The sequence below is a fragment of the Collinsella aerofaciens genome (assembly GCF_015556945.1).
Taxonomy (GTDB): domain Bacteria; phylum Actinomycetota; class Coriobacteriia; order Coriobacteriales; family Coriobacteriaceae; genus Collinsella; species Collinsella aerofaciens_AO.
On sequence record NZ_JADNNH010000006.1, the window covers coordinates 22,488 to 41,536 of the forward strand.

General features: G+C 59.2%; 15 protein-coding genes. 1 reads left to right on the forward strand and 14 read right to left on the reverse strand.

Annotation, left to right across the window (positions count from 1 at the left end):
• Position 1: 1 nt before the first annotated feature.
• From mltG to ileS, 14 genes are all read right to left on the reverse strand, one after another.
• The gene (mltG, locus tag I2F59_RS02815; RefSeq protein WP_229065296.1) at positions 2-1,357 is read right to left on the reverse strand and encodes an endolytic transglycosylase MltG; all 1,356 of its coding nucleotides are present in this window, start codon (positions 1,355-1,357) and stop codon (positions 2-4) included.
• The gene (gene ruvX, locus I2F59_RS02820; RefSeq protein ID WP_195503167.1) at positions 1,350-1,778 is read right to left on the reverse strand and encodes a Holliday junction resolvase RuvX; all 429 of its coding nucleotides are present in this window, start codon (positions 1,776-1,778) and stop codon (positions 1,350-1,352) included. Before ruvX ends, mltG begins: the two co-directional genes overlap by 8 nt.
• 17 nt (positions 1,779-1,795) lie before the next feature.
• Positions 1,796-4,453 (reverse strand): alanine--tRNA ligase, encoded by a 2,658-nt coding sequence (gene alaS / locus I2F59_RS02825; protein ID WP_195503168.1) that lies wholly within the window; start codon positions 4,451-4,453, stop codon positions 1,796-1,798.
• A gap of 440 nt (positions 4,454-4,893) precedes the next feature.
• On the reverse strand, positions 4,894-6,306 hold the full coding sequence (locus tag I2F59_RS02830) for an AI-2E family transporter (protein WP_195503169.1): 1,413 nt from the start codon (positions 6,304-6,306) through the stop codon (positions 4,894-4,896).
• The gene (locus tag I2F59_RS02835; RefSeq protein WP_117564127.1) at positions 6,303-7,094 is read right to left on the reverse strand and encodes an RNA polymerase sigma factor SigF; all 792 of its coding nucleotides are present in this window, start codon (positions 7,092-7,094) and stop codon (positions 6,303-6,305) included. Before I2F59_RS02835 ends, I2F59_RS02830 begins: the two co-directional genes overlap by 4 nt.
• 1 nt (position 7,095) lies before the next feature.
• Positions 7,096-7,473: an ATP-binding protein gene (locus tag I2F59_RS02840; protein WP_195503170.1), complete on the reverse strand. Its 378-nt coding sequence runs from the start codon at positions 7,471-7,473 to the stop codon at positions 7,096-7,098.
• A complete protein-coding gene (locus I2F59_RS02845; RefSeq protein ID WP_195503171.1) occupies positions 7,466-8,059 on the reverse strand; it encodes a hypothetical protein in 594 nt (197 codons plus the stop codon). The genes I2F59_RS02840 and I2F59_RS02845 overlap by 8 nt, the downstream gene beginning before the upstream one ends.
• Before the next feature lie 100 nt (positions 8,060-8,159).
• A complete protein-coding gene (locus tag I2F59_RS02850) occupies positions 8,160-9,509 on the reverse strand; it encodes a replication-associated recombination protein A (protein ID WP_195503172.1) in 1,350 nt (449 codons plus the stop codon).
• Positions 9,510-9,569: 60 nt separating this feature from the next.
• A complete protein-coding gene (locus I2F59_RS02855; protein ID WP_195503173.1) occupies positions 9,570-10,817 on the reverse strand; it encodes a deoxyguanosinetriphosphate triphosphohydrolase family protein in 1,248 nt (415 codons plus the stop codon).
• A 31-nt stretch (positions 10,818-10,848) separates the two neighbouring features.
• Complete coding sequence (locus I2F59_RS02860; RefSeq protein ID WP_195503174.1) at positions 10,849-11,271, reverse strand: prepilin peptidase; 423 nt, start codon at positions 11,269-11,271, stop codon at positions 10,849-10,851.
• An 81-nt stretch (positions 11,272-11,352) separates the two neighbouring features.
• Positions 11,353-12,648, reverse strand: a complete 1,296-nt coding sequence (locus I2F59_RS02865) for a glycosyltransferase family 2 protein (RefSeq protein WP_195503175.1) — start codon at positions 12,646-12,648, stop codon at positions 11,353-11,355.
• An 82-nt stretch (positions 12,649-12,730) separates the two neighbouring features.
• The gene (locus I2F59_RS02870; protein WP_055286424.1) at positions 12,731-13,744 is read right to left on the reverse strand and encodes an RluA family pseudouridine synthase; all 1,014 of its coding nucleotides are present in this window, start codon (positions 13,742-13,744) and stop codon (positions 12,731-12,733) included.
• Complete coding sequence (gene lspA / locus I2F59_RS02875; RefSeq protein ID WP_229065297.1) at positions 13,744-14,343, reverse strand: signal peptidase II; 600 nt, start codon at positions 14,341-14,343, stop codon at positions 13,744-13,746. Before lspA ends, I2F59_RS02870 begins: the two co-directional genes overlap by 1 nt.
• Positions 14,344-14,673: 330 nt before the next feature.
• Positions 14,674-17,451 (reverse strand): isoleucine--tRNA ligase, encoded by a 2,778-nt coding sequence (gene ileS / locus I2F59_RS02880; RefSeq protein ID WP_229065301.1) that lies wholly within the window; start codon positions 17,449-17,451, stop codon positions 14,674-14,676.
• A 511-nt stretch (positions 17,452-17,962) separates the two neighbouring features.
• Between ileS and I2F59_RS02885 the strand changes: the two genes are divergently transcribed.
• Positions 17,963-19,045, forward strand: a complete 1,083-nt coding sequence (locus tag I2F59_RS02885; protein ID WP_195503177.1) for an iron-containing alcohol dehydrogenase family protein — start codon at positions 17,963-17,965, stop codon at positions 19,043-19,045.
• The last annotated feature ends 4 nt before the right edge of the window (positions 19,046-19,049 follow it).

The window sequence follows — 19,049 nt, forward strand, 5'->3', positions numbered from 1 at the left end:
GCTAATTCCAAGACTGTTGATGCTCTTCGTAGGTTTGCGAGAAGTACTCCTCGTCCTGCGTAATGTAGAAATACAGGTCATCGGAGTCGGTCGGCTCAAGCGTGGCCTTGAGTGCCTCGAGCGACGGAGAGCAGATGGGCGTGGGCGGTAGGCCCTCGTGCTTATAGGTGTTATACGGACTATCGCTCTGCAGGTCGTCGGCGGTAACCTCGCCACCGGTGACATACATCATGGTCGCATCGCTGTTGAGATAGCGCAGACCGTCGAGTTTGCCGGCAAGGCGGTTGTAGAAGACCGAGGCCACGTGCGCACGTTGATCGGCGTTGAGGCCCTCGCGCTCAACGATAGAGGCCAAGTTGACGATGTCGTAGTCGGACATCTCCACGCCGTAGCGTTCCTTGATCTTGGCTTCGCAGCTCGCAAAGTCAAGCGACTTGTACTCGGTCTTAAACTGATCGAGCATGGCGCGAATCACGTCATCGGCCGTCGGCGAATCGCCCAGCGAATAGGTCTTGGGGAACAAGAAACCCTCGAGCGAATCGTTGGCGGCGCCCTTAAGGAAGCTATAGTCGTCAACGTAGTTGGAGGCCTTGGCCTGGTTGAGGAAGTCTTCCTTAGAGATGCTGTCGTAGGCCTGGGCCACACGGTCGGCGACTTGATCGACCGTTAGGCCCTCAGGGATAGTCAGCGCATTGGAGCCCGCGTTGGGGCCTTCCATGAGCTGCTGAACAACCTTGGTCGCATCCATGAGTGTGGTGAACGAATAATCACCAGGCTTGAGCGACATATCGGCGTTGAGCTTTTTCACCGCCGCATAGTAATCCTTGGGATTTTCGACGATATGGTTCTCAGAGAGAATCGAGGCGATAGTATCGCCCGAGGCACCGTCGGGAATCGTGATAGTAACTTGCTGGCCAGCAGCGACTTTCGCATCCTCACCGCCAAAGAAGCCCTTGACGGCTGGCACGACAAAGAAAACGATCGCGACAAGCGCAAGCACGGCGACGACGCCACCGATAATCATAGGCACCGGGGAGCTTTTCTTTTGGGTACCACGGCGGGCGTGCGTGTTATAGCTCGAGCGCGTGGCCGGAGCAACGCCATGCGAACCATGAACATGATGTGCGTGGGAGCGTGATTGCGGGGCCTGCCCCTGCGTGCGCTGGGCAGGAGCCTGTTGCTTAAAACGAGCGCCGCCAGCGGGCCGCGCGGGACGAGCGGCGGGCTGTTGAGCAGCACGCTGAGTAGGCTGAGCCGAACGCTGCGTCGGCTGCGCCGGACGCTGACCAGGCTGAGCAGGACGCGGCGCGGGTTGCCGTGTACGATTCTGCTGGCGCGGATCGGAAGCGCTAGACATGCTGAACCTCCTCGTTTTTACGATCGAGCCATGTCTGCAAGAACAGGCTGGCGGCGATCATGTCAATCTTGCCCCTCATCTGCTTTTCGTTAAGCCCCTGCTCTCGCAGGATTCGCTTGGCCTCCTGCGAGGACAGACGCTCGTCCTCAAACTCCAACGGAAGATCGAGCTCGTCGGCAATCTTTTGCGCCACAGCGGCAACGCGCTCGGCCTGAGGGCCGGGCTCACCGGCCATGGTCAGGGGACGTCCGCTTACCAGGATGTCGGGCTCATAGTCCTCAACCAGGTAGCGGAACGTCTTGGCCATACCGGTGACCTCGGCAGCCGGAAGCACCTTGACAGGCATCGCCATCTTGCCATCACGGCTCGAGACGGCGATGCCAATCCTGGTCTCCCCTATGTCCAGCGCAAGCGCGACCACTGCGACTACCTAAGTTCTTAGGCGCCGAGCGCGGTCTTGGCGGCCGCGAGGGCATCGGCGATACCGGCAGCGTTCTTGCCACCGGCCTGGGCCATGTTGGGACGGCCGCCACCGCGACCATCGACCAGGCCCGCGATCTGCTTGATCACGTTGCCGGCGTGGAAACCGGCCTTCACGGCGTCATCGGAGCCGGCGGCGAGCAGGGCCGGGGTGCCCTTCTCGGTCACGCTGGCAACAACGCAGGCGACAGGGCCGGCGACCTTCTGGTGCACGGTATCCCAAACGTTGCGCAGGTCAGCAGCCTCAAGGCCCTGAAGCTCAGCAACGACGAGCTTGTAGCCGTCGAGCTCGACAGCACCGTCGATGGCGCTGGAGATGGCGTCGGAGGAGCCACCGGTCAGCGCCTTCTTGAGCTTATTGGACGTCTCGCGCAGCTCGGCCTGCAGGTTCTCAACGCGGGCGGGGACCTCGTCCACGCGGCACTTGAGCGCAGCGGCAGCGGCGTCAACGAGCGACAGACGGTCGGCCATATAGTCGAGGGCGCCCTTAGAGGTCACGGCCTCGATACGGCGGACGTTGGAGCCCGTAGAGGACTCAGAAATGATCTTGAACAGGCCGATCTCGGCAGTGTTGGCAGCATGGGTGCCACCGCAGAGCTCACGGGAGAACGGCTGGTCCTCGGCGCCCACGGAAACAACGCGGACGACGTCGCCATACTTCTCGCCAAACAGGGCAACAGCACCGGCGGCCTTTGCCTCGTCGATGCCCATGACGCGGGTCACGACCGGCTTGGAAGCAAAGATCTGCTGGTTAACCAGGTCCTCGACAGCCTTGAGCTGCTCGGAGGACAGGGCCTCGAAGTGCGTGAAGTCAAAGCGAAGGTGCTCGGGCGTCACCAGCGAGCCGGCCTGGGAGACATGCTCGCCCAGGACCTGCTTAAGCGCGGCGTCGAGCAGGTGGGTGGCGGTGTGGTTGCGACGCAGGAAGCCACGGCGCTCGGCGTCGAGCGTGGCGGTCACGGTAGCACCGACGGTCAGCGTACCCTCGGCGACGTGGGCGACGTGGGCATACAGGCCGTTGTGGTTCTTGGTATCGGAAACGGTCAGTGAAACGCCCTCGGCGGACAGCTCACCGGCGTCACCCTGCTGGCCACCCATCTCGGCATAGAACGGGGTGCGGTCGAGCACGACCTCGACATCCTCGCCCGCGGCAGCGGACTCGACGGATTCACCGTTGCGCACGATGGCGACAACCTTGGCGCCCTCGATGACATCGTTGTCGTAGCCGTCGAACTCGGTCGCGGCGACCTTGTCCGAAAGCTCGACCCACACGTCGTTGAAGCTGCCCCAGGCGTCGCCCTTGGCGTTGGCGCGAGCGCGGGCCTTCTGGTCCTCCATGCAGGCGGTAAAGCCGTCCATGTCGACATCGTGGCCAGCGGTGCCGGCGATCTCGACGGTCAGGTCGATGGGGAAACCAAAGGTGTCGTGCAGCTTAAAGGCAACGTCGCCCGGAAGGACAGCACCCTCGGAGAGCGCGGCCAGGGCCTCGTCTAGGTAAACGCGGCCGTTGTCGAGCGTCGTGGAGAAACGCTCCTCCTCGGAAGCGACGATGCCCTTGACGAGCGCGACGTTCTTGAGCAGCTCGGGATAGGCCTCGCCCATCTGGGCGTTGACCTCGTCGATAAACTTGGTCAGGAAGGCACCCTCGATGCCCAGCAGGCGGCCGTGGAACACGGCACGACGGAGCAGGCGGCGCAAAACGTACTCGCGGCCCTCGTTACCGGGAAGGATGCCGTCAGAAATCATAAAGTCGACGGCACGGGAGTGGTCGGCGATGATGCGCAGAGAGCGGCTGGCACCAGAGTAATCGTCGGCGTCATAGGTCTTGCCGCTAATCTCCTCACCGAGCTTGATGAGATGCTGCATCAGATCGCCGTCGTAGTTAGCGGTCTTGTGCTGCATGATGGCGGCCATGCGCTCCAGACCCATACCCGTATCGAGGTTGCGGTGCGGCAGCTCCGGCATGGAGCCGTCCTCCTGGCGGTCGTACTGGGTAAACACGAGGTTCCAGAACTCCAGGAAGCGGTCGCAGTCGCAGCCGGGCTTGCAGTCGGGGCTGCCGCAACCGACCTCCTCGCCCATGTCAAAGTAGATCTCGGAGCACGGACCGCAGGGGCCGGTGGGGCCAGCGGCCCAGAAGTTGTCGTCCTCGCCCAGGCGGGAGATGTGATCCTCGGCAACGCCCAGGGAGCGCCACACGTCGTGGGTCTCGTCGTCCTCAGTAAAGACGGTGAAGTACAGGCGGTCGAGCGGCAGCTTGAACTCCTTGGTGATGAGCTCAAAGGCCCAAGCACAGGCCTGCTGCTTGGAAACGCCGCCAAAGGAGAAGTCGCCGAGCATCTCGAAGAAGGACAGGTGACGGCCGTCCTCGCCGATGCAGTCGATGTCGTTGGTGCGGACGCACTTCTGGCAGGAAATCGCGCCGATCTCCTTCATGGTCTTCTTGCCCTGGTAGTACTCCTTAAACTGGTTCATGCCGGCGTTGGCAAGCAGCAGCGAGGGATCGTCGGGGACAAGAGACGAAGAAGGATAAAGCTTAAGACCGCGCTCCTCAAAGAAGTTGAGGAACTTGGAGCGGATCTCGGCCGTAGTCATTGACGGGTAGTCAGCACTCATAGAGGGAATCTCCTCGGTTTCACATCGAAACAGTTCAAACGTAACGATATTACCATCCCACCGCGCCTGTGCAAAAAAGAGGGCCGCCAAACAGCGACCCTCCAGCGAAAGTGCACGTTATTTAGGACTGTACGATCCTTTGAAAAAGGGCTGCTGTAGAATTACATATAAGAGTCACCCGGAAGGAGCGATCGATGAAAAGCAAACGATTTGTCCTGAATGTCCTTCTGGTAGTAGCACTTTTAGCGCTCTTAGCCTTCTCCCGCTGGTACGCAAACCAACCAGCATTTGACTACGTATTGTACGCGGTAACGTCCGGCAATAACACTTATTGCGTTCTACGCGCAATTGACATCCTCTATTTCTATGTAGCCGGCCCCTTATCAATCGCTTTACTCGTGTTTCTTGTCTTTTACAACATCAAGAAACGCTAACAGGGCCTATTTGGAATCCGAATCGTCCATGGAGCCGTCGATGCCGGTTTTGGTGTCGTCGTCCGTATCGGAATCGTCATCCTTGGCGAAGGGGTTCTTGAAGAAACCCGTCGCATCGGGCTGAAGACCCGAGAGCTTAATCCAGGGATTCTCGAGCTCGGGTTTGGGCATTGCCTGGGCCTCGGGCGCAGTCTCGTTGCCGATGAGCTCGGACTCGTAAATGAATGTATCGTCTCCAAGCGCGTCATAGGCGGCGACCGGGTTGCCCTCGGCATCGCGATACGGCGTGCCCTTAAACACGGCGCCGTCGTATGCCACAAGCTGGCGGCCGGTCTCATTCTCAAAGTAGTAGACGAAAATGCCCTTAAGGGCTGCGCACAGCGGAATGGCAATGATCATGCCAATGGGACCCATGAGCGCCGAACCAATAACGACCGCCGTGAGGCTCATGATGGGATGCACCTGCACCGAGCTCTGCATAACCTTAGGCGAAATCACGTTATCGGTGACGTTTTGCGCGACCATCGTCACGATGAGCGTCCATAACGCCAACATGGGGCTGAACATGAAACCGAGCACTGTGGCGATTGCAGCGCTCACCCAGGGGCCGACAACCGGAACCAAATGCATGATACCGGTAAAGATGGCCATAAGCGCCGCATACGGATGACCGATGATCATAAAACCGATAAAGGCGAGAAAACCGCCGCAGATGGACGTCACGACCATACCGCGCATGTAGCCGCCCACTGAGCGCGACAGAATGGCGACCATAAAGCGGTACGAGGTCTCCTTTTCCTGACCGATGATGGTGCAAATCTCGTGGTGCATGCGAGGGTAGTCGCAGGCCATCCAATAGGCAAGCACCAGGCCCAGGAAGATGACGAACAGCTGCGAGGCCGTGTTGGTAATGAGCGGGAATACACCGCGACCGAGCTCGGCGGCGATTTGCGAAACATACTTCGACGCCACGGTAACCAGCGAAGAAAGATTTTCGTTCAGATACTCCTTGAGCGGCGTGTTGTTGAGCGTCTTGGCGTGTGAGATCATCTCATTGAGGTCGCCGCCCGCAACGCGAAGCTGCGCGGGCAGACGGCTCAGGACTTCCATAATCTGGCCGAACAGAATCGGCGACAGGATGCAGACGACGCCGACGAGCACCGCCACAACCACGATGAGCGCGACAAGCGAACCGATGCCACGACCGACGCCGTGATGCTCGAGCCAATTGGTGATCGGCGACATCACAAAAGCAATGATGGAACCGACAGCGAGAAACTCGATAACCGGCGCCAGGATGCCCATAAGGTTAAAGATGACAGCGGCGATAACGATGCAACCGACGACGGCCCAAATACGAAGCGTCAGAATGCGGGCATCGCGCAGCATGCGGTCGGATTGTTGGGGGTGCTCATTCATGAACGAACCATCACTCCGTCGGGGTCAATCTTGTCTTGAATCTTCTTAAGGGTACGACGAAGCAGGCGCGAGACCTGCACCTGCGAGATGCCCAGCTTCTTGGCAATCTCAATCTGGGTCATGCCCTTCACAAAGCGCAGCTCGATAACCTCACGCTCGCGCGGCGAGAAATCGCGAATGGCCTCCTCGATCACCAGGCGGTCATCGGTAAAGTCGAGCTCGTTGTCATCATCGGCATAGCGGTCGAGAATCGAAGGCGCATCGTCGGAATCGGACGCACCGGGGGCCTCGATGGGCACCGAGGTGTAGGCCGAGGACGATTCCATAGCTTCGAGCACCTCGTCGACGGTCACATCTAGATACTCAGCGATCTCCTCAACCTTGGGCGAACGCTGCAGCTCGTTGGTAAGTTTGTCAGTAGCCTGGTTGACCTTGGCCGAGAGCTCCTGCAGACGACGCGGTACGCGCACGCTCCAGCCCTTGTCGCGGAAATGGCGTTTGATCTCGCCCAGGATAGTGGGTGTCGCAAACGTCGTGAACTCGAGTCCGCGCTCGGGGTCAAAGCGGTCGATAGCCTTGAGCAAACCCAGATAGCCGACCTGCATGAGGTCGTCGAGCGGCTCGCCGCGATTCTTAAATTTGTTGGCAAGAAACCTTACCAGGTTCATATGGGACATGACGAGCTGTTCGCGGGCGTCCGGATCACCGGTCTCCTTGTAGCGACGAAACAGCTCGCGGGTTTTCTCCTTGTCCCAAGCGGTCTTGCCGCTCCGGGAACGTTCGGTCATATTAAATATCCGCCTTGAGGTCGAGGGAAAGCGTCAGGGGCGCCGCAGTCTTTTCGTAGGAGTCGCACACGCTCGCCAAAATAAGCTCGGCATAAACAGCAGCCTGGTCATCCTCGTCGACGGTGGCCTGATCGCCAAAAGTAAAGGTCATGCCAACGTGAGATTCATCGACATCGAATTTGATTGAGATGTCGTCGGAATCAACAGCCATGCAGCCAAAGATAAAGGCTTCCTCGGCAGCCATGCGGATGTCCTCGATGCGATCGACAGACATGGAACACAGGGCACCAACGTTGGCTGCCGTCATGCGCACAAGGCGAGCGAGACGCGGGTCGCCGGCAACGGTCAGCGTGATGGGGCAGGTTGCTTCGCTACTCATCGCAGGACTCCTCAGAGGTCTCGGAGGGTGTATAGGTGTAATACTGAGCCCGCTTGGATGCAGACTTCTGAGCCACATCTGCGCCATCGGCGGCCTCGTCCTCCGCCTTGCCAATCAAGACGCGCTCGGTCGGCTGCTCGGCTTCTTCGGCGGCAGCGGAAAGCTTGCGCTCGGCTTCAGCTGCAGGAGCCTTCACCTTATTGAAGAGCTTCTGCACAGCACCGGCGGCAGAGTCGGTCACGCTCGACACAGCATTGCTGGCCTCGGCCATGCTACCGGTGACCTCAGAAATGTCGCGAACCACGGCTTCGACCTCTACGAGATTGGAGGTAAGGGCATCAACTACCGTCTTGCTCGACTTAAGCAGCGGCTCCATCTGGGCAAGCGCCGGCGTAAGCTCATCGACAGCGCCATCGAGCTTTGCCACCACAGGCTGAGCCTCGGCGATGGTGTTGTTGAGGTCGTTAACGGTCTTATCGAGCGAGTCGACAACGGTGCGGGTCTTGCGCAGGGTAAGCGCGAGCTCAACGATGGCCCACACGCCGGCAACGGCGAGCAGCAGCAGGGCGATTTGAATGGGACTCATACAATCCTCCCAAAGGAATCGATATACAGACGATTTCCATGGTACCCCAAAGAGGACCGAACATGCCAAGAGCAGCAACGTGGGACAAAATTATCAGCAGCTACTTCGGTGCATTCCCGCTGCGGTCGCGTTCGCTTTGCTCTACGCGCCATTCTTCCCAACCGCGGCCGGCAGGCTGCCAGAACACGCCGCGCTCCAGTCCCTCGGGCAAATAGCGCTGATCGACCCAGCCTTCGGGATAATCATGTGGATACTTATACACACCGTATTCATCGCTGCCCGGGCGATGGCGATCGCGCAGATAACTCGGCACCTCGCGAAGCCCACTAGAATGGATATCGGCCAGCGCCGCATCGATCGAAGCCTCACACGCGTTGGATTTTGGCGCCAAGCACACATAGAGTGCAGCCTGAGCCAGGTTAATGCGGCACTCGGGATAGCCAATGACCTCGGCAGACTTAAACGCGGCATGCGCCACCAAAAGCGCCTGCGGGTCGGCGTTGCCAACATCCTCAGAAGCGTGAATCATAATGCGGCGAGCGATAAACTTAGGATCCTCCCCAGCATCGATCATGCGCGCGAGCCAATAGATCGTGGCATCGGGGTCACTACCGCGCATGGACTTGATGAACGCACTGATGATGTCGTAGTGCATGTCGCCGTTTTTGTCATACGTAAAGCCGCGACGCGGGTTGGCAATCTTCACGTCATCCACGGTGATGGGATAGCGCTCCCCCGCCGCAGGCGCTGGCGTTCCCTCGGTATCGGGACGCGTGACGGCAATCTCGCTCGCAAGCTCGAGCGTCGTGAGCGCCGAGCGAGCGTCACCCGCTGCCAGCGTGCAGATGGTCTTGACCGTATCCTCATCGGCCGAGAACTTTCCGTTCAAGCCCTGTGGTGCCTCGAGCGCACGCTCAATAAGCGTGGCGATATCCTCATCCTTCAGATGTTCAAGCTCCACCACGCGCCCGCGCGACAACAGTGCCGAGTTGACCTCAAAGTACGGGTTCTCTGTCGTAGCGCCAATCATAATGACGGTACGGTTCTCAACTGCATGCAGCAGGGCATCCTGCTGCGACTTAGAGAAGCGGTGAATCTCATCGATGAATAGAATGGTGCGGCGGTCGTAGGTATTCAGGCGCGTCTTGGCCTCGTCAATCACGCGACGCAGGTCCTTCACAGTACCCGTGACGGCGCTGACCTCGACAAACTCGCTCTTGGTATGGTTGGCGATAATGTGGGCCAGCGTCGTCTTACCCGTACCGGCCGGCCCGTACAGAATCACGCTCGAAAGCACGTCGTGCTCGATCGCGGCACGCAACCATGAGCCCTTACCGACGGCCTTTTGCTGGCCCACATACTCGTCGAGCGAATTGGGGCGCATGCGCACCGCAAGCGGCGCATTTTTAAAGGAACGCTCGCGCGTCGAGGCAGAAAAAAGGTCGTCCATAGCCATCCCGTGCATCCATCAAAATCGCTGTTCCTCAACAGTATACCGAAAATATACGAACTACCGTTCGTTAATATAGGTACGATGCGGAAACTTCAGCCCCGGGAACAGCTTGCTCGTCAGCTCACAGAAATAGCCGTCCGTCATGCTCGAAATGTAATCCACTACGGTCTGATCTTTATCATCCTGCCATGCATAGGTGCGATTGTAGTAGGAAAGCTGCCGCTCAATGCGCGAAATGTGATGCTTAAAGATATACGAAGACTCGTCGCCTTCGTTTATATCCTGCAGGCAACGGTCATAGAGCTTTTCGAACGCCTCGCGCAGCTCCGTTTCGGAGTCGCCCTCGATGCCGCCCTTGCTATAGATCTTCTCGTAGTTCTCGCGCTTAGCGCGGCGGATTTCCTCGAACAGGTCCTCGCTCATCTCGATGCGCGGCTTACCATAGCTGTGCTCGACGATATCGATAGAGGCATGCGTGAGAATCCAGCTGTTGTATGCTCCGCCAAGCCCATCGTCAAAAGCGTCGGGTGACAGCAGGCCCGCCGCAATGGCGTCTTGGCGATCACGCCCCGCATAGGCAAGAATATCCGAGATGCGAACGACACAGCCCTCAAGCGTCATGGGGCGCAAGTGCTCAATTGCGCTATAGCCTGTGGCAATGCAATCCTCGACGGTTCGATCGAACTGGTCAAAGGAACCCATGTCCGAGAGCTCGAACACACGCTGCTCGTACTCGCCGTTGTGGCAGAGCACGCCATCGAGCGTCTGAAGCGACACGTTGCGACCGTACAGCGCATCGAGCACGCGGACCGACTGCACGTTATGGAAAAAATAACGACCCGTGCGCTCGTGATAGATATCGTTGAGGAATCGCTCGCCGGCATGGCCGAAAGGCGTGTGCCCCAAGTCGTGACCCAGACCGATCGCTTCAATCAGATCGCAGTTGAGCCCGAGGGCGCGACCGATATCGCGCGCAATGCGCGAGACGAGCTGCACGTGTAGACCACGACGCGACAAGTCGTCGTTGCTTCGAAAGCTAAAAACCTGCGTTTTGCCTGCATAACGGGTGTACGCCGGTAGATGGAGGATTTTTTCGGTATCGCGCATAAACGCCGGACGCATAAGCGTGCCTTTGTCGGCGGCGCGATCAATACGACGAATGACCTGATCATCGTTGCAACGATACGGGTTGATATAGCCCGAAGCACGATCGGCGGCAATGCGCTCGACGAGCTCGGGCGACAACGCCGAAGGAATACGGTCCATACGCGCCTTGATGGCGGCCGTTTCTTGATTAGTTGCCATGGCATGCTCCTTAAGAACGATGCGCAATCGGTTACAGAGTGCAGCCCACGACCTCGATTATGGCAAAAATCGACACTAAAAACGGGAGCAATGGCAGGGAGCGCGATTTTGTGAAGAGGCAGGAGAGGGCCAGGGCCAGGAGTGCGACGGCAAATGCCACGATGCCACCCATAGGGTCGAGCGTGCAAAGCGCGAAGAGTGCTTTGGCGTCCCCCATGCCAATCCCCGGGGCTTGACGAAGGCGCCGCCAGAGCGACTCAGTAAGCACAAGGGCAAGGTAGACGATGACCGCAAGACCGGCATGATCAAGTGCAGTGTTAACGCCCCTGTCGAGCCAAACGCCTGCTAACGCCGCCACGGCACATGCGCCGGCAAGCTCATTGGGAAACCGCCGCTCACGGGCATCAATCCACGCGCCGGCAAAGATGCAAATCCAAAACGGGATATAGATCATCGAAAACCTCCTTGAGCAGCTGCTCAAAAGCAAAAACCACCACAAAGGTGCCTGTCCCCTTTGCGGTGGTTTTGGTGGTGGTTATTTGGCGCCTTGCATGACCTCGTCAAGGGTAACGCTGACGGCGTGCTGCGTCGGGACCCAGTCGACCTTCAGGAACAGCGCGGCCACCGTGATGGGGATATAGCTGAACATAAAGATCGGGAAGGTAAACAGGTTAGTCACCAGACGCCACTTTTGCGCGCAGTGAATGTGCTTGTACTCAAAGATAGTCGTGAGCAGCGCCAGGATAAAGAAAGTCAGATACATCATGGCGAAGGTCATAATGAGCGAAGCGGCACAGGCCTGCATCTCGACTTCGGTAGCCAAAAAGCCGTGCGAGAGTCCGCCCACGATCAGGAACGTCGCATTGGCGAGCATCGAGATGAGCGACAGCAGCATACCCGGGGCGATCGTCATGAACATGTCGTAGGCGGCAAAGCGATGGTAGCGGAAGATCGACTTGACCAGGTGCTTACCGTAAGTAAAGAACACCTGGTAGAAGCCCTTGGTCCAACGCATGCGCTGTTTCCAGGACGCCTTAAACGTCACGGGTTGTTCGTCAAAGAACTCCGCCGGCGCATAGCCAATGCGAATGCCGTGAATGGCGCAGAACGTGGTGAACTGAATGTCCTCGGTCAGCGTGTGGAACTGCCAACCGTGCATGCCCTCGATAACGCTGGCGGAGATGAGGTAGCCCGAACCCGAAACAGCGCAGGACGTCTTGCAGATATTACGCGCGTTGTTGAGGAAGCGCGCCTCGCGTAGATACCACGTGGCATTAGCAGCCGAGATCCACGAGCTGCCGAAGTTCTTGGAATTGCGATAGCTCGTGACCACATGGAAGCCCTGGTCAAAGGCATCATTCATCTTGGAAACGTAATCGCGGGAGATAACGTTATCGGCATCGAAGATAAAGTAGCCCTCAAACGTGTCGGGATACTCGTTGAGAATGCGGTCGAAGCCAAAGTCCATGACCCAGCTCTTGCCCTTGCGGGCCAGGTCATTGCGCTCGTAAACAATGGCACCGGCCTCGCGCGCGAGCTGCGCCGTGTTGTCGGTGCAGGCATCGGCGACCACGAAAACCTCGATGAGCTCGGACGGATAATCCTGGTCCTTGATGGAGCGAACGAGGTTGGCGATCACGGCCTCCTCATTATGCGCCGCGATAAAAAAGGCATAGCGATGGAGTTTTTTGGCCTTGGGAGGCGCGACCTCGCCACGAAGAGCGCCAATGACAAAGAAGACCACCTGGTACAGAAAGCAGACCGTGAGCAGCGTAACCACAATCTGGTTAAAGATCACGATGGGCGTGTTAGTTTGTAAAAAGGCGAGCATGCAGGCTCCCGAGAACGCGTTACGTAAACAACCGTATATCTTACCGCAGGCTTACCGAGTTCAAGAAACCACCTAATACCGGCTAGGCTTCGAGAAGGCCAAGCTGCGGGACGATGTCGTCGCCGGCGGCGGTGCGGCCAAGCGAGCGCGGAGCCAGATCGTCGAGAACCGCAGCGAGATCCCACGGCAACTCGTCGCGGCACTCAATGCGCTCCCCCGTCACGGGATGGTCGAACGCCACGCGCCAGGAATGAAGGAACTGCCTGGTCAGGCCCTGGTCGGCGCGCGCATCGCACTTGCCGTAGAGTGGATCGCCCACGCAGGCGTGGTTGATATGACGCATATGCACGCGAATCTGGTGCGTGCGACCGGTAAACAGATGGCACTCAACGAGCGTATAACCATCGTCAAAGCGCGTGGAATCAAAGCGCTCGAGGACTTTAAAGGTCGTAATGGCCTGACGGGCAAAGGGGTCGTCCGAAACCGCCATCTTGACGCGGTCGCGCGTAGAACGGGCGATACCGGTATTGATGGTGCCCTCGTCCATGGCGATGTGCCCGTGGACAAGCGTGATATAGCGGCGGTCGAGCGTACGCGTGCGAATGAGATTTTGAAGCGCGCGCTGGGTGTCGTCGTCTTTTGCCGCGAGCATAAGGCCCGAGGTATCGCGATCCAGGCGATGCACGATGCCGGGGCGGTCCTCACCCTGCACGGTACCAAGATGATCGATACCGCAGTGGTAGACCAAGGCGTTCGCAAGCGTGCCGCTCTCGTGGCCGCGGGCGGGATGGCACACCAGGCCACGCTGCTTGGAGAGCACGATAAGGTAGTCGTCCTCGTAGCGGATATCGAGGGGAATGGCCTCGGGAATCACGTCGGTCGGGTCGTGCGGCTCGGGCAAGTCGACCGAGATGCGATCGCCGGCGCGTACGGCGCACTTTTTAGAGAGACAAGTCTCACCGTTGACGGCAACGGCGCCTCCCTCGATCAGATGCGCGCAGGCAGAGCGCGTGGGACAGCCATCGTTGGCGCCCAAATAGGCGTCAAGACGCTGACCAGCGGAATCGTCGGCAACAAGAATATGGATGTCGGCCATTAACGCTCATTCCTTTCGCGAATCTTGCGGGCACGCTCCCCACGCTGCTTGGCCTTGCGCTTAGCGCGGGCCTCATCACGGGCATTGAGCTCGGCAGTCGCATCAACCTCGCGGGCCGCGGGGCTCAAGAACATGTATCCGAAGAGGGCGAGCACGACGCCCAAGGTAATGCCGATATCGGCCACATTGAAGACGGGGAAGTCGATGAAGGTGGTGGCAATAAAATCGGTCACGAAGCCAAAGGCCAAACGATCGATAGCGTTGCCGATAGCACCGCCCGCAACCATCGCCATGCCCACAACCTCAAGATGGGCGAGCTGGGGTGCACGAATGAGGTACACGGCAATAGCGACAATGACCGCCAGCGCCAGCACGGCAAACGCGATGCCATGCCCCTCGCCCATGCTAAAGGCAGCGCCGATATTGCGGACAAACAGGAAGTCGATCACGCCGGGGATGACGGTCACATGCAGTGCATCGCCCACGGCACGAACCGCAAGCTTGGTCAACTGGTCAACAAGCAGCACAACGAGCGCCACCCCACCAGCAACACCCAACCGCCAACGCAAAGACGGCGTCATATCCCCAGTACGACCCAAAGAAATCCCCTACCCTCAAGAACATCGAATTCCGTTTAACGCAGAAGATAATCATACATTGACGCAAGCAAGAAGCGACAAATCTCCCAAGAACGGAAACACCGTAGGTAGAGCATAAATGAGTGAGCGGGTCGCATTTGAGACAAGGTGACGTGAAATGAAAGGGCGCTGACCTTTCGGTCGCGCCCTTGAAATTGAACGTCAGATTGTCCAAATGCGGCCCGCGCAGCGTCGGCAGGTCCGACGTTCGCCAGAACGGCGGAACCCCCAATTGCCGCTCTGGCGGGTTTGCAGCGTCAACCGCTTACGCGATTTGGTAAAACCGCGTAACTACAAAGCGTCAGCGCAGCGCTTGCAGATATGAGCGTGGCCGTTGTACTCGCCAACGGTGGTGCGGTAGTTCCAGCAACGGTCGCAGCACTCGCCCTCGGCAGCTTCAATGGCAACGGAGAGTTCCTCGCCCTGGGTCAGCTCAACATCGGAGACGATGTAGAACTCGGCCAGGTCGACGGCCTTATCACCGGTCAGCAGCGCGTACATCTCGGCGGGAACGACCGCCTTGACGCGGACCTGCTGGCTCTTAGTGAAGGTGCCGGCAGAACGGGCATCCTCAAGGGCCTTGGTCACGGCGCTACGGAGCTCGAGCGAAGCCTCGAGCACGCCCTCAAACTCATTGGCCTCGTCGACCGTGATGGGCGACTTGTACCAATCGAGCAGCGCGGCGTACTTCTGGTGATCGACGCAGCCGGCGGGCGCATATGCCATGGCCTCGTCGACGGTATAGGACAGGATCGGCTGCAGGTCGCGCATGAGCATCGAGAAGAGCTCGGCCAGCACGGTCTGGGCACTGCGGCGCTCGAGCGAGCCGGGCTTGTCGCAGTACAGACGATCCTTCAGGGCGTCGAGATACACGTTGGAAAGTTCGGTAACCACGAAGTCATAGAGCGCACGGTAGGCGCGCGGGAACTCATAGCTGGCGTAGGCGTCGTCGACCTCGGCCTGGACCTGGGTCAGACGGGCAACCATGAGCTTGTCGAGCGGCAGCAGGTCGGCAAAGGCGACGCCGTCGGTCTCGGGCTCAAACTGACCCTCGAGCTCGGAGAGCAAGAAGCGCAGCGTGTTGCGGAAACGACGATAGGCATCGGACGTACGAGCGAGAATCTCATGGTCGATGGAGACGTCGGAGCTGGTGTCGACGGAGGCAACCCAGAGACGGATGATGTCAGCGCCCATCTCGTCGCAGACCTTGTTGGGGTCGATGACGTTGCCGAGCGACTTGGACATCTTGCGGCCCTGGCCATCGAGCGTGAAGCCCTGCGAGACGACCGCCTTGTACGGAGCATGGCCGTTGGCACCCACCGAGGTGAGCAGCGAGCTCTGGAACCAACCGCGATGCTGGTCGGAGCCCTCGAGATACACGTCAGCCGGGTACTCAAGCTCGGGTCGATACTCGCAGACGGCCTTCCAGGACACGCCGGAGTCCCACCACACGTCGAGAATGTCCTTATCAGCCTTGAGGTGATGGCCGCCACACTTGGGGCAAACGCAAGCCTCGCCCAGGTAACTCTCGGGAGCGTCGGTGAACCAGGCGTCGGAGCCCTTCTCGTGGAAGAGCTTGATGACGGCGTCGAGCGTGGCGTCGTTCATGACCTTCTCACCGCAGTCGGCGCAAGTGTAGCTGGGGATAGGCACGCCCCAGTTGCGCTGACGGCTGATGCACCAGTCGGGACGCTGCTCGACCATGGCGCCGATGCGGTTGGCCGCGTGGGCCGGATACCACTTGACGTTCTCGCGGACCTCTTTGCCAGCCTGCTCGCGCAAACCGGTCTTGTCCATCGAGACAAACCACTGGTCGGTAGCACGGAAGAGCACCGGGTGCTTGCAACGCCAGCAGTGCGGATAGCTGTGCGTGATCTTCTTCTCGAGGACTAGGGTACCGCGCTCGCGCAGGAACTCGATGATGTGCGGGTTGGCCTCATCGGTGTCCATACCGCTGAAGGGGCCACCGGTGCCAAACTCCTCGCCGGTGTAGAACTTGCCGTCGTCATCGACCGGCATGCAGATGTCGGTGATGCCCTCCTTGAGGCAGGCAAAGTAGTCGTCGACGCCGTGGCCGGGCGAGTTGTGGACAATACCGGTACCGTCATCGACACCGACGTAATCGGCCAACAGTGCCACGCCCTCAACACCGTCAAAGATCGGCTGCTTATAGTGAATGTGATGGAAGGTCTCGGCGGGAACCACATAGGGCTTGCCGTCGACCACAACCGGGGTGTACTCCCAGCCAAACTCCTCGCAGCACTTAGGAGCCAGGTCCTCGAGCATGACCTCGGCGCGGCCGTCGTGCTCAACGGCGACGTAGGCGGCACCGGGCTTGAGAGAAACTGCCTGGTCGGAGGGGATGGTCCACGGCGTGGTCGTCCAGATGATAAAGTCAACCGGGCCGTCGAAGTTCTCGAGGCCGACGGGCTTGGAGGTCATCTCAAAGCGCACGAAGATGGACGGGCTCGTCTCGTCGGAGTACTCAATCTCGGCCTCAGCAAGTGCGGTATGGCAGTGCTTGCACCAGTGGACGGGCTTGTGACCGCGATAGATCATGCCCTTGTCGAACATGGCCTTGAAAACCTCGATGTCGGCGGCGTCATGCTGGTGATAGAGCGTCAGATAGGGGTTGTCCCAATCGCCGAGCACGCCCAGGCGACGGAAGCCGGCCTTCTGCAGCTCGATGTTCTCGACAGCGAACTTATTGCAAAGCTCACGGATCTTAGCCGTGGAGGTCTGGTTGAACTTCTCGGTGCCGAGCTTCTCCTCGACCTTATGCTCGATCGGCTGGCCATGGCAGTCCCAACCGGGAACATAGGGAACCTCATAGCCCTGCATCATCCAGTAGCGGTTGATCATGTCCTTGGAGATCTTGTTCATGGCGTGGCCGATGTGGATCGGGCCGTTGGCGTACGGAGGGCCGTCGTGCAGCACGAACTTCTTGTGACCCTCGTTCTTCTTCAGAACCTGCTCGTAGACCTTGTTGTCCTGCCAGTCCTTGAGTCGCTTGGGCTCGGACTTGGAAAGACCGGCACGCATGGGAAAACCGGTTTTGGGCAGATTCATCGTCTGCTTGTACTCGTTTGCCACGGTACCCCTTTCATGTCGTGGGCGCGCACGCCCGTTGGGCACCAAAAAAGCGCCCGTCCCTACAAGCTGGGACGAAGCGCCACAAAAACGGGCTGTATGCCCGCAAAAGCTCTTCGTTTAACCACCCAGCTTAGATGCCCTCGCCCGCGTATTCGCGCGCTCGCATCCGTTACTCGGCTGGCCTGTATCGACGACCATCTCGGCGATATCTACTAAGACGTGCCTGCGCGGCACGTCCGTTGGGACCGCAGCTCCGGGGTGATTTTCATCGGTCGCATGCACGGGTTCTCAGCGCTCCCCGCTCTCTGTGGCATGCGGACGGCCGACTACTCGTCCCCATCAACGCTTATGCGGAGTATGCTAGCACGTTCCGCGCCGGCGAAAAACCCTCAACACTGGTTTCATACGTAAGAAATTTCTCGTGGTCGTTAGCCTTCTCTAGGAGCAAAATACCTGAAAGCACTTTAACTAACGAAAGAAGGCTGCCATGCGCACAATCGGAATGAGCGACTACACCGTCGGCGAGGATTGCTTTACCAAGCTGCCCGCCGCACTGGCGGAGTACGGCGCGAAGAAAGTCGCCATCATTGGTGGCAAGCGAGCCCTAGCTGCGGCGCTGCCGGGCATCGAGGCGGCGCTTGAAGGTACCGACGTCGAGATTCTGGAGACGCGCGTCTACGGCACCAACAGTACGCGCGCCAATATCGCCAAGGTCGTGAACTCCCCCGCTTGCCAGCAGGCAGACGTGCTTATCGCCTGTGGCGGCGGCAAGGCACTCGACACCGTCAAGACAGCGGCAATCGAGCTCAAGAAGATTGTCTTTACGGTGCCGACGATTTGCTCTAACTGTTCCGCCGCGACCGCCATTGCCGTCGTCTACAACGACGATGGATCGCTCGAGGGCTATTCGTACCCCAACCGACCGGCGCACATCTTCATCAATCCCAAGATCATCGCCGAGGCTCCGGCGGAGTACTTCTGGGCCGGCGTGGGCGACGCCCTGTCCAAGCAGCCCGAAGTCGAGTACGCCACGAGCGCCGGCGACCTGGAGCACACCGCCGGCCTTGGCCTGGCTCTTGCCCACACCTGTTCCGAGCCGCTGTTTACCTACGGTGTTCAGGGTCTTGAGGACGTTCGTCAGAATCTGTCGAGCGAGGCCGTCAAGCAGATCGCGCTCGACATCGTGGTCAACACGGGCTATGTCTCGAACCTGACCAACCAGAACGATTACTACTACAACTCGAGCGTGGCGCACGCGTTCTACAACGCCACCTGCAGCATTCCGCGTGAGGGCACCTACCTGCACGGCGAAGTCGTAAGCCTGGGCGTGCTGGTGTTGTTCACCTACACGGGCGACACCGAGAACCTTAAGCGCTATGCTGACTTCAACAAGCAGATGGGGCTGCCCGTAACGCTTGAGCAGGTCGGGCTTTCCGAGACCGATATCCCTGCCCTGTGCGAGCACGCGCACGCCACCAACGAGTGGAAGCAAGGCAACCCGGAGCCCTTCACCGACGAAAAATTCGCCGCCGCCATCAAGGCCGCCAACGCCTACGGCCACACGCTCTAGACCC

What these genes read in the sequence shown, in the direction of transcription:
- mltG (WP_229065296.1), bottom strand. Translation starts at nt 1,357, where the DNA reads ATGTCTAGCGCTTCCGATCCGCGCCAGCAGAATCGTACACGGCAACCC.
- alaS (WP_195503168.1), bottom strand. Translation starts at nt 4,453, where the DNA reads ATGAGTGCTGACTACCCGTCAATGACTACGGCCGAGATCCGCTCCAAG.
- I2F59_RS02830 (WP_195503169.1), bottom strand. Translation starts at nt 6,306, where the DNA reads ATGAATGAGCACCCCCAACAATCCGACCGCATGCTGCGCGATGCCCGC.
- I2F59_RS02835 (WP_117564127.1), bottom strand. Translation starts at nt 7,094, where the DNA reads ATGACCGAACGTTCCCGGAGCGGCAAGACCGCTTGGGACAAGGAGAAA.
- I2F59_RS02840 (WP_195503170.1), bottom strand. Translation starts at nt 7,473, where the DNA reads ATGAGTAGCGAAGCAACCTGCCCCATCACGCTGACCGTTGCCGGCGAC.
- I2F59_RS02845 (WP_195503171.1), bottom strand. Translation starts at nt 8,059, where the DNA reads ATGAGTCCCATTCAAATCGCCCTGCTGCTGCTCGCCGTTGCCGGCGTG.
- I2F59_RS02850 (WP_195503172.1), bottom strand. Translation starts at nt 9,509, where the DNA reads ATGGACGACCTTTTTTCTGCCTCGACGCGCGAGCGTTCCTTTAAAAAT.
- I2F59_RS02855 (WP_195503173.1), bottom strand. Translation starts at nt 10,817, where the DNA reads ATGGCAACTAATCAAGAAACGGCCGCCATCAAGGCGCGTATGGACCGT.
- I2F59_RS02860 (WP_195503174.1), bottom strand. Translation starts at nt 11,271, where the DNA reads ATGATCTATATCCCGTTTTGGATTTGCATCTTTGCCGGCGCGTGGATT.
- I2F59_RS02865 (WP_195503175.1), bottom strand. Translation starts at nt 12,648, where the DNA reads ATGCTCGCCTTTTTACAAACTAACACGCCCATCGTGATCTTTAACCAG.
- I2F59_RS02870 (WP_055286424.1), bottom strand. Translation starts at nt 13,744, where the DNA reads ATGGCCGACATCCATATTCTTGTTGCCGACGATTCCGCTGGTCAGCGT.
- ileS (WP_229065301.1), bottom strand. Translation starts at nt 17,451, where the DNA reads ATGAATCTGCCCAAAACCGGTTTTCCCATGCGTGCCGGTCTTTCCAAG.
- I2F59_RS02885 (WP_195503177.1), top strand. Translation starts at nt 17,963, where the DNA reads ATGCGCACAATCGGAATGAGCGACTACACCGTCGGCGAGGATTGCTTT.